Below are 13,715 nucleotides of genomic sequence, written 5' to 3'. Positions count from 1 at the left end.
GGCGGCCCGCGCTCAGGGGCTGCGCTCGGCCAGGTAGTGGCGCGTGAGCACCGGTTCGTGCGGCACCTGGAAGCTGCGAGCGAGCGCCTCCAGCTCGTGGCGCGCCACGGTGGCCCGCGCGCGCTGGCGTAGGTAGTCGGCCCACGAGGTGACGATGAAGCGCTCGACGTAGCGGCTCGGGTCGTCGAGGTCGCGGTAGACGCGCCAGAAGGTGGCGCCGTCGCGCTTGCGCGGCACCGCGAGCTGCTGCACCGCGTCGAGGAAGCGCCGTGCGTCGGCATCGCGGATGCGGTAGACCACCTCGACGGCGACCGGCCCGGCCTCGAACTCGGGTTCGTGCTGCACTGAGAACTCCTCGTGCAGCGGCGCCAGCGTGACCTCGTCGTCCGCGCCCATGCGCAACGGATACGGCCGCGCCAGCGCGATGCTCGCGAGCATGCCCGCGGCCGACAGGCACAGTGCCGCGCTCAGGCCGATCAGCGAGGACATCGCGCCCCAGAGCGCGGAGCCGAGCGCGAAGGCGCCGAGCGAGCACAGCGTGTGCATCGACGCGGCGCGCGCCCGCACCCAGGATGGCGCGCTGGTCTGGGTGGCGGCGTTGAAGGTCGACATCATCGTCATCCACGCCGCGCCGCCGAGCACGAAGCTGGCGCATACGAGCGGCCGCCAGGTCGAGAGCGCGCCCACCAGCATCGCGCCCGAGAACACGAGGCAGCAGCCGGCGGCCAGCGCATCGAGCGAGAAGCGCGAACGGATGCGCCCGACGAAGAAGCCGGCGGCGACGGCGCCCGTGCCCAGGCAGGCCATCAGCAGGCCGTAGCCCGCCGCGCCCAGCCCGAGCCGCTGCTGCGCGATCACCGGCAGCAGGGCCCACAGGGCCGAACCGAGCCCGCTGAAGCCGGCCGTGCGCACCAGTTGCGCGAAGATCGCCGGCGAATGGCGCGCATAGCGCAGCGCGCTGAGCATGCCGCCCCACAGCCGCTCGGCCGGCAGGCGCCCGGGCGAGGGCGGCCGCGGCGGCCAGCGCCGCGTGGCCCAGCTCATGCCGAAGGCGGTCAGCACCGCGACCGCGAACACGGCGGCGCCGCCGGTCAGCGCGAACAGCACGCCCGCGAGGCCGGGGCCGACGGCGCGCGCGCCGTTGAAGGTCATCGACACCAGCGTGATGGCCAGCGGCAGCTCGGTGCGCGCCACCGTGTCGCTGACGGCGGAATTCCACGAGGGCGACTGCAGCGCCGTGCACACGCCCAGCAGGAAGGTGAAGAACAGCAGCCCGCCCGGGCCGATCCAGCCGGCCAGCGCGAGCAGCGTGAGCGTCAGCGCGGCGAGCCCGTAGACGCCCTGGATGCGCAGCATCAGCCGCCGGCGGTCGATGGTGTCGGCCAGCACGCCGGCGGGCAGCGACAGCAAAAACATCGGCAGGAAGGAGGCGGTCTGGACCAGCGCCGAGAGGAAGGACGAGGCCGTGAGCTCGATCATCAGCCACGAGGCCGCCATGTTCTGCATCGCATTGCCGACGAAGAACAGGCTGCCGGCACCCCACAACCCGCGGAAGGCGGGCTGGGCGAGCGGACTCCAGAGCGAGGCTGCGTTCGGGGCGGTGGGAGTGCTGGGATTCAAGCGCGGGGCGATCGGCGGCGGGCGAGGCAAATCATATAGATGCATGCGCCGGCCCGCTCGCGGCGCACCCGGCCAACGGTTTCCGCACCTCGCGCGCGGCCGTCGGCGACGCCGCGCGCTGGGTCGAGGAGCGACCTCGTAGCGAACCGGCGGCGCCGCTCAGTCTTTGCCGCGTCGCTCCTGTGTCGCGACCGGAGGCGGCAGCGCACCGCGCACCACCTGCTGGAGCTGGCGCACCGAAGGCAGCTTGCCGCGCAGTTCGCTCGGTAGGGCCGCCTGCAACTGGTACTCCGCCACGCCGATAGGATTGGTCTTGCTGCGCAGGGCGAACTCGACCTCCAGGTTGTCCTTCTCGGCGCACAGGATGATGCCGATCGACGGGGCGTCGCCGGGCGCGCGCTCCCTGTCGTTGAGCAGGTTGAGATAGAAGTCCATCTTGCCCGCGTACTCGGGTTCGAAGGAGCCGACCTTCAGTTCCACGGCGACCAGGGCCTTGAGGAAGCGGTGGTAGAAGAGCAGGTCGATGAAGTATTCCTTGCGTCCCAGCACGAGGCGGTGCTGGCGGCCGATGAAGCAGAAGCCGTAGCCCAGTTCGAGGATGAAGTCGCGCAGCCTGTCGAGGAGCCGGGTTTCCAGTTCGCGTTCCTTCACCGCCTGGCGGATGCCCAGGAACTCGAGGCTGTAGCTGCTCTTGAGGACCTCCTCGGCCTGCCCGGCCATGGCGGGCGGCAGCACCCGCGGGAAATTGTGGCTCTTGCCCTCCGCGCGCGAGCGTTCCCAGGCGCCGGCCTTGATCTGGTTGAGCAGGACGTTGCGGCTCCAACCCAGCGCGGCGCTGGCGCGCAGGTAGTACAGGCGCTGTGCCGGGTCGGCGGTCTTGCCCAGAATCTGCAGGTGGTGGCCCCAGGGGATTTCTGCGACGAGCTGTCGCAGAGAGTCGTTGCCGCCGAACAGCACGGCTTTTCGTGCGGCGCTGAGTCGGTGGGTATTGCGCCCCGAGTTCGTGCTCTTGGAACTTTCTGCGACAAGCTGTCGCAGAAATCCGGGCTCGCTGTAAGCCTCGACCATGCGCCGCATGTCCCAGACATTGCGTGCCGAGAAACCCTGTGTGCCGGGAAAGGCCGCGCGCAGGTCCCGGGCGATCCGCTCGACCACGGCCTGGCCCCAGCCGTTCGTCTGCTGCTTGTCGAGGATGGCTTCGCCGATGTCCCAGTACAAAGCGATCAGGCCGTGATTGACCGCGCGGGCCGCGGACTGGCGGGCCGCCGCGACACGCTCCTTGAGCGCCTCGATGAAGGATGCGTAGTCGGCAGCTTCGCCGCTGGGTAAGGTCATGCGTGCACTATAGGGTAGCCCCACTGCGCCGCATGCGGCGCCCGCTCAGACCTTGATGCGCCCGGTCGCGACCAGCTTCTGCGTCAGCGCCAGCTGCTCGGCCAGGAAGCTCGACAGCTTCTGCGGGCCCCAGCCGGCGGGCTCGAAGCCCAGCTCGAGCAGCTTGGGCGCCACGTCGGGCAGCTTCACGATGCGCGCCATCTCGGCATCGAGCTTGTCAATGATGGCCTTGGGCGTGGAGGCCGGCGCGAACAGCGCGCCGAAGCCCGGCATGTTCACGTCGGGGAAGCCGGCCTCGGCGAAGGTGGGCACGTCGGGATAGAGCGGAAAGCGCGTCGGGCTCGCGACCGCCAGCGCGCGGATCTTGCCCGGGTAGCGCGAGACCCCGCCCAGCGACACCACGGCGGTGTCGATCTGGCCGCCGATCAGGTCCTGCAGCGCCGGCGCCTCGCCCTTGTAGGGCACGTGCACGGTGTCGATGCCCGCGGCCATGTTCAGCAGTTCGCCCACGAAGTTGCCGCCCGAGCCGGGGCCGTAGGAGCCGTACGAGACCTTGCCGGGCCTGGACTTCGCCAGCGCCACCAGTTGGTCGAGCGTCCTGACGTTGAGCGATTCGCGCACGCCGATGGCGATGGGCGTGAGCGCGAGCATGCTGATGGGCGCGAGATCGGCGAGCTTGTAGGGCTGCTGAGCGGGCTGCAGCACCAGGTTGCTGATCAGCGCGCTGTAGCTGACACCGAGCGTGTAGCCGTCGGGCGTGGCGCGCGCCACCGCGGAGGCCGCGATCGCGCCGCTCGCGCCGGCCCTCGACTCGACGATGCACGGCTGGCCCCAGGCCTCGGTGAGCTTCTGCCCGATGACCCGCATCATCGTGTCGTGCCCGCCGCCGGCCGGCGTGGGAATGATGAACTTGATGACGTTGTCGGGATAGCCCGGCGCGGCGCGCGCGGCCAGGGGAAAGGCGGGCAGCGCCGAGGCGCCCAGCAGGCCGAGGCCGGTGGCCAGCGCGTGGCGGCGGGAGTGGGTCATGAGGCTTGTCTCCTGGTCGGATGGTTTGTGATGTAATTGGTTGAACCATAGCGAAAGCCTTGTCGATGGTCAATTGGCGTCAGCGCCAGGAAGGGCACACTATCGGCTCGGCATCCAGCCATCGACGTTCGTGATCCAGAGGAGGAAAGGAGCCATGTCGGAATCCGCACCAGTCTTCGCGCCCGTGCGCATGCGCCGCGCCTTCGAGGCGATTTGCGACCAGATCCGCCAGCAGGTGGTGGAGGGCGTGCTGAGCGCCGGCGACCGCCTGCCCAGCGAGCGCGAGCTGTCCGAGCAGTTCGGCGTGAGCCGCAGCGGCGTACGGGAGGCGCTGCGCAGCCTCGAGATGGCCGGCATGGTCGAGGCGGTGACCGGCATCAACGGCGGCTTCTACATCAAGCAGTCGCATCCCGAGGGCATCACGCAGGCGGTGCGCGACATGGTGGCGCTCAAGCAGGTGCCGGTGTCGGACCTGACCGAGGCCCGCATCCTGCTGTGCGGGCTGGCGATCCGGCTGGCCTGCGAGCGCGCAACGGAAGAGGACTTCGCCGCCATCGAGGCCGACATCGAGCGCTTCGCCGAGCTGGTGAAGCAGGGCCGGCCGGTGCGCGACAGCGGCCAGATCACGGAGTTCTATCGCCTGATCGGCCGCGCCACCCACAACGAGGTGATCGTGATGCTGATCGATGCCTTGTCGGAAATCCTGCGCGGCCTGATCGCGCAGCTGCAGACGCCGCACAGCAACGTGGTGCAGGTGCGCCGCAAGGTGCTGCGCCTGATGCGCGAGCGCGATGCGGACAAGGCCGGCGCCGCGCTGGCCAAGCACCTCAACGCACTGAACGCGCTGCTGCTCGAGATGGAGCGCAAGAAGCCGGCACGCTGAGCCGCGCCGGCCCGGGGCGCGTTCAGCGCGGCAGGCCGAGCCCGCGCTGCGCGATCAGGCTGCGCTGGATCTCGTTGGTGCCGATGCTGATCACCCACATCAGCGCATGGCGCAGGTTCTGCTCGATGCGCCCGCGCAGCACCGCGCCGGGGCTGCCCTCGCCGAGCGTGCCTTCCATGCCGAGCAGGTCGAGCGCCACCTCGCCGAAGCGCTCCATCAGCTCGCCCGAGTAGACCTTGCTCGCGGCCGCGTCGTGCAGCGGCGTCTCGCCCGCGTCGACGCGCTCGGCGCAGTGCATCATCATGCGGCGCCCGGCCTCGATCTGCCCCGCCAGGTCGGCGATGCGCTCGCGCACCAGCGGATCGAGGCGCATCGGCCGGCCGTCGGCACCCGTCGCGCCGCGCAGGTGCTCGCACAGCTGCTCGAAGGCATGCGCCACCTTCATCACGATGCCGCCGCCGATGAAGCCGCGCTCGGTGGCCAGCGCCCCGACCAGCACCTTCCAGCCGCCGTGGAGCTCGCCCACCATCGCCTCGGCCGGCACGCGCACGCCGTCGTAGAAGACATTGGCGAAGCTGCCGCCGTACATCGTGGTCGAGGTGCGGATGGTGATGCCGGGCGTGTCCATCGGTACGATGAACAGGCTCAGGCCGGCATGCGGCGGGCTCGCCTCGGGGTCGGTGCGCGTGGCCAGCAGCATGTAGTCGCCCCAGTAGGTGGTGGTCCAGATCTTCTGGCCGTCGATCACGTAGTGGTCGCCGTTGCGTACCGCGCGGGTGCGCATCGACGCGAGGTCGGAGCCCGCGTCGGGCTCGCTGTAGCCCATGCCGTAGATCGCCTCGCCGCGCAGGATCTCGGGCAGGTAGCGCGCCTGCTGCGCCGCGCTGCCGTGCACCTGCAGCATCGCGGCCTGCACCGGCGCGCCCACGCGCGGTGCCTCGGCGCGTTCCATCTCCTCGACGAAGGCCAGTTGCTCGAAGGCGCCGCGCGCCTGGCCGCCGAAGCGCTGCGGCCAAGAGAGGCCGATCCAGCCGGTACGCCCGAGTGCGCGCGCGAACTCGCGGTCGTACTCGCGCGCCTTGAAGTCCAGCGCTTCGTGCGCGGCCTTGCGCTCGCCCGACCAGTGCGTCTGCAGCCAGGCGCGCACCTCCTCGCGAAAGGCGTTGCCGGCCGGGCCCAGGTCGTATTCGGGCAGCGTGCGCGGCGTGTCGCCGAGGAAGTGATCGGCCAGCGCCTCGCGCGCGCGGCGCCCTCCGCCGTGGCGCAGCACGTCGAGGTGCACCTGCTTGAAATGGCGCGGCGCCTCGTGCTCCTCGCTGTAGCCGATGGCGCCGAAGGTGTGCTGCGTTTCCAGCGACACCCGCCGCAGCGTCGTCGCGGCCAGCGCGCAGGCCGCTTCGGCGAACACGCGCCAGTTGTCGGCGCCGAGGTCGTGCTGCCGCGCGGCGCCGGCCTGCGTGAGCCGTGCGCCCAGCAGCGCGATGTGGCTGTCGGCGAGCTTGTGCTGGATCGCCTGGAAGCTGCCAATCGGGCGGCCGAACTGCCGGCGCTCGCCCGCATAGGCCACGGCGAGCTCGAAGGCGCGTTCGGCGGCGCCGGTGGCGCGCGCGCACAGCGCGAGGCGGGCCATCGCGTGCAGCGCGCCGAGCTGCTCCTCTGACAGTGCGAGGACGGTGGCCGCGATCCCGTCCAGCGCGACGCGGAACAGTCCCTGCGTTCCCATCGCTGGCGTGGCCTCGATGCGCACGCCCACCGCGCGCAGGTCGACGAGCGCGAGCGCGGGGCCGTCCACCACCACCGCAAGGTGGGTGGCGCTGTCGGCATGCTCGACGAAGGCGAGTTCGCCGTGGAGCCTGCCGTCGTCGTCGATGCGCGCCTGGCCCGCGCCGCGGTCGCCGTCGAAGGCGCCGAAGCACAGCACCACGCGCGCCTCGCCGGCGCGCTGCAGCGCGAGCAGCGCGGGTTCCTCGCCCTGTGGCGTGCGTGGCGCCGCGAGGTTCAGCAGCGTGCCGTGATGCAGCGGCAGGGTGCAACCCGCGCGGCCCAGTTCCTCCATGACCAGCGCGATCTCGCGCAGGCCGCCCTCCGAGGGATCCGATCCCAATGCGGCAAGGCCCTGGGCCGCGAGCTGCTGCCACAGCGCCTGCACGTGCCCGGGTTCGCGTGCCCATGGCACGGCGGTGGCGGGCGGCCAGTGGCGCTCGAGGAAGCCGCGCACCGAGTCGCGCAGCAGGGCGCGCTCTTCGTCGCCGGGAAGGGTGGTCGGGGGCATGGGCGTGTCTCTCCTGGATCTCGGAAAATTTTAATGGTAGAACCATTAATGAGATCCGGCAACCGCCATGATCGCGAGGGCTCGACCCGCAGCGGCCTGCGCAACGCGGCCCCTTATCATTTGGCTCAAAGGTCCAACTTTTAGTTTTTCCAACGGAGGATTCCCCATGGACGCCAAAGAACCGTCGCCGCCCGCGGCCGACGCACGGAGCGCCAAGTTCCAGCCCATCCGTTCCGCGCGTGCCTTCGAGGAGATCGCCCAGCAGATCCGCGGCGAGCTGTCGCAGGGCCGGCTCAAGGTCGGCACGCGGCTGCCATCGGAGCGTGCCCTGTCCGAGCAGTTCGGCGTGTCGCGCAACACGCTGCGCGAGGCGCTGCGCTCGCTCGAGCATGCGGGCCTGATCCGGCTGCAGAAGGGCGCCAGCGGCGGCGCCTTCATCAGCGGGCGCAGCGGCGACGCCATCGCCACCGGCCTGATGGACATGTACCACATGGGCGCGATCCAGCCGGCGCAGCTCACCGAGGCGCGCATCTGGCTCGAATCGATCCTGGTGCGCGAGGCCTGCGCGCGCGCCACGCCCGCCGATCTCGAGGCGCTGGCGGCCAACATCGACGCGGCCGAGGAAGCGCTGCGGCGCGACGACTTCCCCGCGCGCGCGGCGACCAACCTCGAGTTCCACCGCATCCTCGCGCGCATGACCGGCAATCCGATCATGGTGATCGTGATGAACGGCGTGCTCAACGTGCTGGCCGAATTCATCGGCCAGATCGGCCACGAGGAGAACGCCTACGTGCTGCCCTCGCGCCGCCGCTTCCTCAAGCACCTCGCGGCCAAGGACGCCGACGCGGCCGCGGCGGAGATGGAATCGAGCCTCAAGCGACTGCAGCGCAGCTATCTGTCGAAGGTGGGCGAGGACGCCGCGCAGGATGCCCCGGCCGCCGCGCCCGCCGCGCCGCGCAAGGCGGCGGCAAGGGCGCCGGCCGAAAAGCCCGCCACCAAGCCGGCGGCCAAATCCGCCACCCGCGCCCCGAAGACCGCGCGCTGAACCCGCGCGGCACGCGCCGCCACGCCTTCGTCCCATCCGCAGAGGACCGCCCGCCGCAAGGCGCGCGGTCCTTTCTTCTTGCGCGCCCGGCAGGTGAATCCCGCTTGACAGTGCCATGGTTGATTCCTAGGATCAATAAATGGTTGAACCAAATATCAAGCAAATGACACAGAACGACGACAAGCCGTCGACCGGCGAGCTGCTCGCCGTGCTGCTGGCGCGCGACTTCGCCGATGGCGAGAAGGTCATCATCGGCACCAACTCCGACATCCAGCTCGCCGCCTGCAACCTCGCGCGCGAGATGCAGGCGCCGCGGCTGTGGTGGATCTCGGGGCCCGGCGGCATGGTGAACCCGGTGCGCGACCACCTGCTGTCCACGGCCGACTCGGAGAACATCGAGTCCTCCGAGGCCTGGATGGACCTGCCGAACATGATCGATTTCATCGACTGGAAGATCCACTTCTTCGACTTCGCGATCCTCTCGGCGCTGCAGGTCGACCGCTTCGGCAACATCAACACGGTGGTGGTCGGCGACCAGGCCCGGCCCAGGGTGCGCGGCCCCGGCACGGTGGGCATCAGTGCGCTGTGCGGACTCGCCAGGCGCTTCTATGTCGCGCTCACGCGCCACGATCCGGGCGCCTTCGTGCCGCGCGTCGACTTCCTCTGCGGACCGGGCCACATGGAAGGCGGCAACTCGCGCGAGGAGGCCGGTCTGCCGCCGGGCGGGCCGCGCCTGGTGGTGTCGCCGCTGGGCGTGTTCGATTTCGAGCCCGTGAGCAAGGCCATGCGCGTGCGCTCGATCCATCCGGGCGTGACGCTCGAGCAGATCCGCAAGGCCACCGGCTTCGAGCTGGTGGTGGAGGGCACGCCGCCCCTCACGCGCATGCCCGAACCCGAGGAGCTGCGCCTGCTGCGCACCCGTGTCGACACGCGCGGCACCCTGCGCCGCAAGTTCCCCTGAAGAGACGAGCCATGAGCCCCAACAACAAAAGCAAGCTGACCACCCTCGACGAGGCCGTGTCGGTCATCCAGGACGGCCAACGCGTCGGCCTGGGCGGCTGGATCTTCAATGCCCAGCCGATGGCGCTGGTGCGCGCGCTGATCCGCAAGGGCGCGCGCGACCTCGACCTGGTGCCCGCTCCCGGCTCGATCGCGCCCGACATGCTGATCGGCGCCGGCTGTGCGCGCAGCACCGCCTGCGTGTTCATCAGCTTCGAGCAGTTCGGCCTCGCGCCGCACTTCCGCCGCCGCGCCGAGTCCGGCACGCTGAAGGTCTACGAGCTCGACGGACCCGGCATCGCCGGAGGCTTGCGCGCCGGCATCTGCGACATGCCCTGGACCGCGATCCCCGACCTGGGCACCGACCTGCCGCGCCACACGCCCGAGCACTACTGGCCGCTGCCCTCGAAGCCCGGCGAGCGCAAGATGCTCGCCGCCGCCGCGATCAAGCCCGACGTGTGCCTGCTCCACGCGCAGCAGGCCGACGAATACGGCAACGTGCAGTACCTCGCCACGCCCTTCTTCGACGCGATGCTCGCGCAGGCCTCGCGCCACGTGATCGTCTCGGTGGACCGCATCGTGTCGTCCGACACCATCCGCCGCTCGAACCACCTGACCAAGCTGCCGAGCGTGATGGTCGACGCGGTGGTGGAGGCGCCCTATGGCGCCCACCCGAGCGCCTCGCCCACGCTGTACCGCGCCGACGAGCGCCACCTGCGCGAGTACGTGAAGGCGAGCGCCGACGACGCGGCCTTCGAGGCCTACCTCGCGCGCTATGCGCGCGGCACCGCGGCGCATGCCGATTACCTCGACGCGCTCGGCGGCTCGCGCCTCGCCGGCCTCGCCGTGACGGAGAGCAACCTTGGCTGAGCCGACCAACAACTCCGCCGCCGCGAAGCCCGGCGTGCTCGACGGCGTGCGCGTGCTCGACTTCACCGCGATGATGTCGGGCCCCTACTGCACGCGGCTGATGGCCGACCTCGGTGCCGAGGTCATCAAGGTGGAGCCGCCCGAGGGCGACCACATCCGGCTGCGGCCGCCGCGGCGCCAGGGCCGCAGCACCTACTTCGCGCAGCTCAACGCCGGCAAGAAGAGCCTCGCGCTCGACCTCAAGAAGCCCGAGGCGGTGGCGCTGGTGCGCGAGTTGGTCGCCCAGTGCGACGTGCTGGTGGAGAACTACCGCCCCGGCGTGATGCAGCGCCTGGGCCTGGACTACGCGACGCTCTCGGCGCTGAACCCGCGGCTGGTGTACTGCTCGATCTCGGGCTTCGGGCAGCAGGGTTCCTGGTCGGGCCGCAGCGCCTACGCGCCGGTGCTGCACGCGGCCAGCGGCTACGACATGGCCAACCTCGACTACCAGGAGGGCGACGTCGAGCGGCCGCTGAAGAACGGCATCTTCGTGGCCGACGTGCTCGGCGGCTCGCTGGCCTTCGGCGCGATCCAGAGCGCGCTGTTCCGCGCCGCGCGCACCGGGGAGGGCGACCACATCGACCTCGCGCTGATGGATGCGATGCTGGGCCTGCTCGTCTACGAGTGCCAGGAGGCGCAGTTCCCGGCCGAGCGGCGTCGCCCGCTCTACCGCCCCACCAAGGCGAAGGATGGTTTCCTGCTGATCGCGCCCGTGAGCCAGAACAACTTCGAGGCGCTGGCGCGCGGCACCGGCCATCCCGAATGGATCACCGACGCGCGCTTCGCGACCAGCCAGGAGCGCGAGCACCACTGGGGCGCGCTGATGCAGCTGCTCGACGACTGGGCCGCCGATCGCAGCGCCGCGCAATGCGAGGCCGAGATGAATGCCGCGGGCGTGCCGTGCTCGCGCTACTTCACCGTGCGCGAAGCGATGAAGCTGCCGCCGCTGGTGGAGCGCCAGGCCTTCCAGACCATCGACGACGGCGCCGGCGCGTTCCAGGTGCCCAACCCCGCCTTCCGCTTCGCCCGCACCGCGGCGCATGCGCGCGGCAGCGTGTCCGAGCTCGGCGCCGACGGCCCCGCGCTGCTGGGCAGCCTGCTCGGGCTCGGCGAGGAGCGCATCGCGGCGCTGCGCGAGAGCCGCGCGCTGCACGTGCGCGGCTGAGACACACAACGAAGGAGACAGACATGATGAAGAGTTGGATGCGCCTTCCGCGAGTCGCCGGCAAGGCAGGGGGCCCGGCGCGAGCCGCGGCCCGCGGCTTCTGGGCCGCGTTGCTCGCGGCCGGCGCGCTCGTGCTGCCGCAGGCCGGCATCGCGCAGTCCGCGGTGTCGGATTTCCCGAACCGCCCGATCACCATCGTCGTGCCCTATCCGCCGGGCGGCACCACCGACGTGCTCGCGCGCGTGCTGCAGGAACCGATGCAGCGCTTCCTCAAGCAGCCCGTGATCATCGAGAACAAGGCCGGCGCCTCGGCCGTGCTGGGCACCAAGTTCGTTGCCAAGGCGCCGGCCAACGGCTACACGCTGCTGTTCCCCAACAACGGCCTGGTGATCTCGCCGCAGGTCTCGAAGGAGGCCGACTACGCGCCGCTGAAGGACTTCGCGCCGGTGTCGCTGGTCTCGCTGCAGCCGATGATCCTCGCGATCAATCCCTCGGTGCCCGCGAAGTCGGTGCAGGAGCTGATCGATTACGCGAAGGCCAATCCGCGCAAGCTCGACTTCGCGACCGCCGGGCCGGCCTCCTTCGGCCACCTCGCGACCGAGCTCTTCAGCCGGCGCGCCGGCATCGAGATGACCCACATCCCCTACAAGGGCCAGGCGCCGACCACGCAGGCGATCCTGACCGGCGAGTCGAAGGTGCTGCTGAGCACCAGTTCGTCGCAGATGAATGCCTTCATCAAGGAGGGCAGGGTGCGCCTGCTCGGCGTGTCCTCGCTGCAGCCCTCGCCGCTCGCGCCCGGCGCGCCGCCGATCGCCAACACCCTGCCGGGCTTCAATCCCGAGGTCTGGTTCGGCCTGTTCGCCCCGGCCGGCACGCCGCGCGAGGTGGTGGCCCGGCTCAACGACGCGATCGTGAAGTCGCTGGCGCTGCCCGAGGTGAAGGAGAAGTTCGAGACCGCAGGGGCGGCCGCCACTGGGAGCACGCCCGAGCAATTGGGGGCGCGGATCGCGGAGGAATATGCGACGTGGACTTCGGTGATCCGCGAAGCCAACATCAGGACGGATTAGTTGGACAAGCCCGCGTCACTGGGTATCGAGGGCGGGGCATCACCTTGACGTGTACGGACAAATGGCGTACATTCTGCGATGCAGGTCATTCCGATCCTTCGCGAGGTCATCCATGCTGAATACGCCCGAAACCCAAGAAAAGCCGCGCAACGCGCGGCTGGAAGCACGCGTGTCCAGTGACCAGAAGGACTTCTTCCAGCGCGCGGCAACCTTGACGGGGCGCACCCTGAGCGAACTCGTCATCGACAGTACGCAGGAGGCGGCAACGAAGATCGTGCAGGAGCACGAAGTCATTCGCCTGAACCGGGAGGAGCAGATCGCCTTCGTCACCGCTTTGCTGGCACCCCCCGAGCCGGGGCCACGCCTGAAGAAGGCCGTCCAAGGCTATCGTCGGAAGGCGGGGTTGTGATTGGCGCTCCTCCTCGCACCGGAGCACATCGGCCCGCTCGAGAAGGCGTATGACCGCAAGTCGTTCGATTGCGGCAACGAAGACCTGAATCGCTACCTGCGCGAACAGGCGCGGCAAGACGCTGAGAAGCGGGTGGCCGCGCCTTTCGTGCTCACGCAACCGGGCGCTCCGAAGGTGCTCGGCTTCTACACCCTTTCGTCCTCGATCATTCCCGCCGGCGAGCTACCGGCGGATCTGATGAAGCGGCTGCCGCGCTATGGACAGTTGCCCGTCACGCTGCTTGGGCGCCTGGCCGTGGATCGCTTGGCCCGAGGGCAGGGCGTGGGAGAGTTTCTTCTGGTGGATGCCATGCGTCGCAGCCTGGAGGCCGCGCAGCAGATCGCAGCCATGGCGGTGGTCGTGGATGCGAAGGACGCGCAGGCCGAAAGCTTCTACCGGCATTTCGATTTCCAGCCGTTCCAGCAAACACCGTTGCGGCTGTTCTTGCCCATGTCGCAAATCGCCGGGCTGTTTGCTTAGGTCATCCGGCCCCACGGGGGTCATCTTGCGGAAGCTCGCAATCTTGAGGTCGTCTCGTCGTGCTCAAGCCGGCGCAAACATCGGCACCGCGAACCCACCCTCCGCCGCCTTGAAACACACCTTCACCCGATCCCCGATGCGCAGCGCATCGAGATCGGCATCGACGATGTTGGTGAGCATCGTCACCCCTTCGTCGAGCGTGACGTAGGCGATCGCATAGGGGATCGGGCCGGCGCGTCGCGTCACGCTCACGCTGTAGACCGTGCCGAGGCCGCTGGCGTCTTCCCATGCAGTGTCGCCCAGGCAGTAGGGGCACAGCGCGCGCGGATACCAGTGGACCTTGGCGCAGGCGGTGCAGCGCTTGATGCGCAGCACGCCTTCGCGCGCGGCGTTCCAGTAGGCCTCGGTGGCGGCGTCGACGATCGGCGCGCCGAGCGCGCGGTCCTGGTAGGGAGTGCTCATC

13 protein-coding genes are annotated in these 13,715 nt (G+C 70.0%); 8 read left to right on the top strand and 5 right to left on the bottom strand.

What is annotated here, in order from left to right:
* Window positions 1-12 precede the first annotated feature (12 nt).
* The 3 genes from KV106_RS29035 to KV106_RS29025 all read right to left on the bottom strand — a co-directional run bounded on the left by KV106_RS29035 (window position 13) and on the right by KV106_RS29025 (window position 3,984).
* Entirely contained in the window at window positions 13-1,620 is a 1,608-nt protein-coding gene (locus KV106_RS29035) for an MFS transporter (RefSeq protein WP_057595729.1), read from the bottom strand.
* 159 nt (window positions 1,621-1,779) lie between these two features.
* Window positions 1,780-2,955, bottom strand: a complete 1,176-nt coding sequence (locus tag KV106_RS29030; RefSeq protein WP_261214250.1) for a PDDEXK nuclease domain-containing protein — start codon at window positions 2,953-2,955, stop codon at window positions 1,780-1,782.
* Between the two features lie 45 nt (window positions 2,956-3,000).
* Entirely contained in the window at window positions 3,001-3,984 is a 984-nt protein-coding gene (locus KV106_RS29025) for a Bug family tripartite tricarboxylate transporter substrate binding protein (protein WP_177239464.1), read from the bottom strand.
* A 154-nt stretch (window positions 3,985-4,138) separates the two neighbouring features.
* Here KV106_RS29025 and KV106_RS29020 point away from each other — a divergent pair, with 154 nt between their 5' ends.
* A complete protein-coding gene (locus KV106_RS29020; protein WP_057595726.1) occupies window positions 4,139-4,867 on the top strand; it encodes a FadR/GntR family transcriptional regulator in 729 nt (242 codons plus the stop codon).
* A gap of 22 nt (window positions 4,868-4,889) precedes the next feature.
* Here the strand turns inward: KV106_RS29020 and KV106_RS29015 are convergent, their stop codons facing one another.
* Entirely contained in the window at window positions 4,890-7,139 is a 2,250-nt protein-coding gene (locus KV106_RS29015) for an acyl-CoA dehydrogenase (RefSeq protein WP_261214248.1), read from the bottom strand.
* A gap of 166 nt (window positions 7,140-7,305) precedes the next feature.
* On the opposite strand from KV106_RS29015, the gene KV106_RS29010 reads away from it, so the two are divergent.
* The 7 genes from KV106_RS29010 (at window position 7,306) to KV106_RS28980 (ending at window position 13,252) form a co-directional block, all read left to right on the top strand.
* The gene (locus KV106_RS29010; RefSeq protein WP_057598053.1) at window positions 7,306-8,184 is read left to right on the top strand and encodes a FadR/GntR family transcriptional regulator; all 879 of its coding nucleotides are present in this window, start codon (window positions 7,306-7,308) and stop codon (window positions 8,182-8,184) included.
* A 163-nt stretch (window positions 8,185-8,347) separates the two neighbouring features.
* Complete coding sequence (locus tag KV106_RS29005; RefSeq protein WP_057594611.1) at window positions 8,348-9,145, top strand: CoA-transferase subunit beta; 798 nt, start codon at window positions 8,348-8,350, stop codon at window positions 9,143-9,145.
* A gap of 11 nt (window positions 9,146-9,156) precedes the next feature.
* The gene (locus KV106_RS29000) at window positions 9,157-10,053 is read left to right on the top strand and encodes a CoA transferase subunit A (protein WP_057594612.1); all 897 of its coding nucleotides are present in this window, start codon (window positions 9,157-9,159) and stop codon (window positions 10,051-10,053) included.
* On the top strand, window positions 10,046-11,257 hold the full coding sequence (locus KV106_RS28995) for a CaiB/BaiF CoA transferase family protein (protein WP_064262253.1): 1,212 nt from the start codon (window positions 10,046-10,048) through the stop codon (window positions 11,255-11,257). The genes KV106_RS29000 and KV106_RS28995 overlap by 8 nt, the downstream gene beginning before the upstream one ends.
* Before the next feature lie 38 nt (window positions 11,258-11,295).
* Window positions 11,296-12,324: a Bug family tripartite tricarboxylate transporter substrate binding protein gene (locus KV106_RS28990; protein ID WP_261214242.1), complete on the top strand. Its 1,029-nt coding sequence runs from the start codon at window positions 11,296-11,298 to the stop codon at window positions 12,322-12,324.
* 112 nt (window positions 12,325-12,436) lie between these two features.
* A complete protein-coding gene (locus KV106_RS28985) occupies window positions 12,437-12,733 on the top strand; it encodes a type II toxin-antitoxin system TacA family antitoxin (protein WP_261214240.1) in 297 nt (98 codons plus the stop codon).
* Window positions 12,734-13,252 (top strand): GNAT family N-acetyltransferase, encoded by a 519-nt coding sequence (locus KV106_RS28980; protein WP_261214238.1) that lies wholly within the window; start codon window positions 12,734-12,736, stop codon window positions 13,250-13,252.
* 63 nt (window positions 13,253-13,315) lie between these two features.
* On the opposite strand, the gene KV106_RS28975 is transcribed toward KV106_RS28980, so the two are convergent.
* Entirely contained in the window at window positions 13,316-13,714 is a 399-nt protein-coding gene (locus KV106_RS28975; protein WP_261214237.1) for a Zn-ribbon domain-containing OB-fold protein, read from the bottom strand.
* Window position 13,715: the final 1 nt, after the last annotated feature.

Source organism: Variovorax endophyticus, from assembly GCF_025376855.1.
Lineage (GTDB): Bacteria > Pseudomonadota > Gammaproteobacteria > Burkholderiales > Burkholderiaceae_C > Variovorax.
The sequence above is the reverse complement of the archived record's forward strand: the minus strand, read 5'-3'. Positions and strand labels throughout refer to the sequence as shown.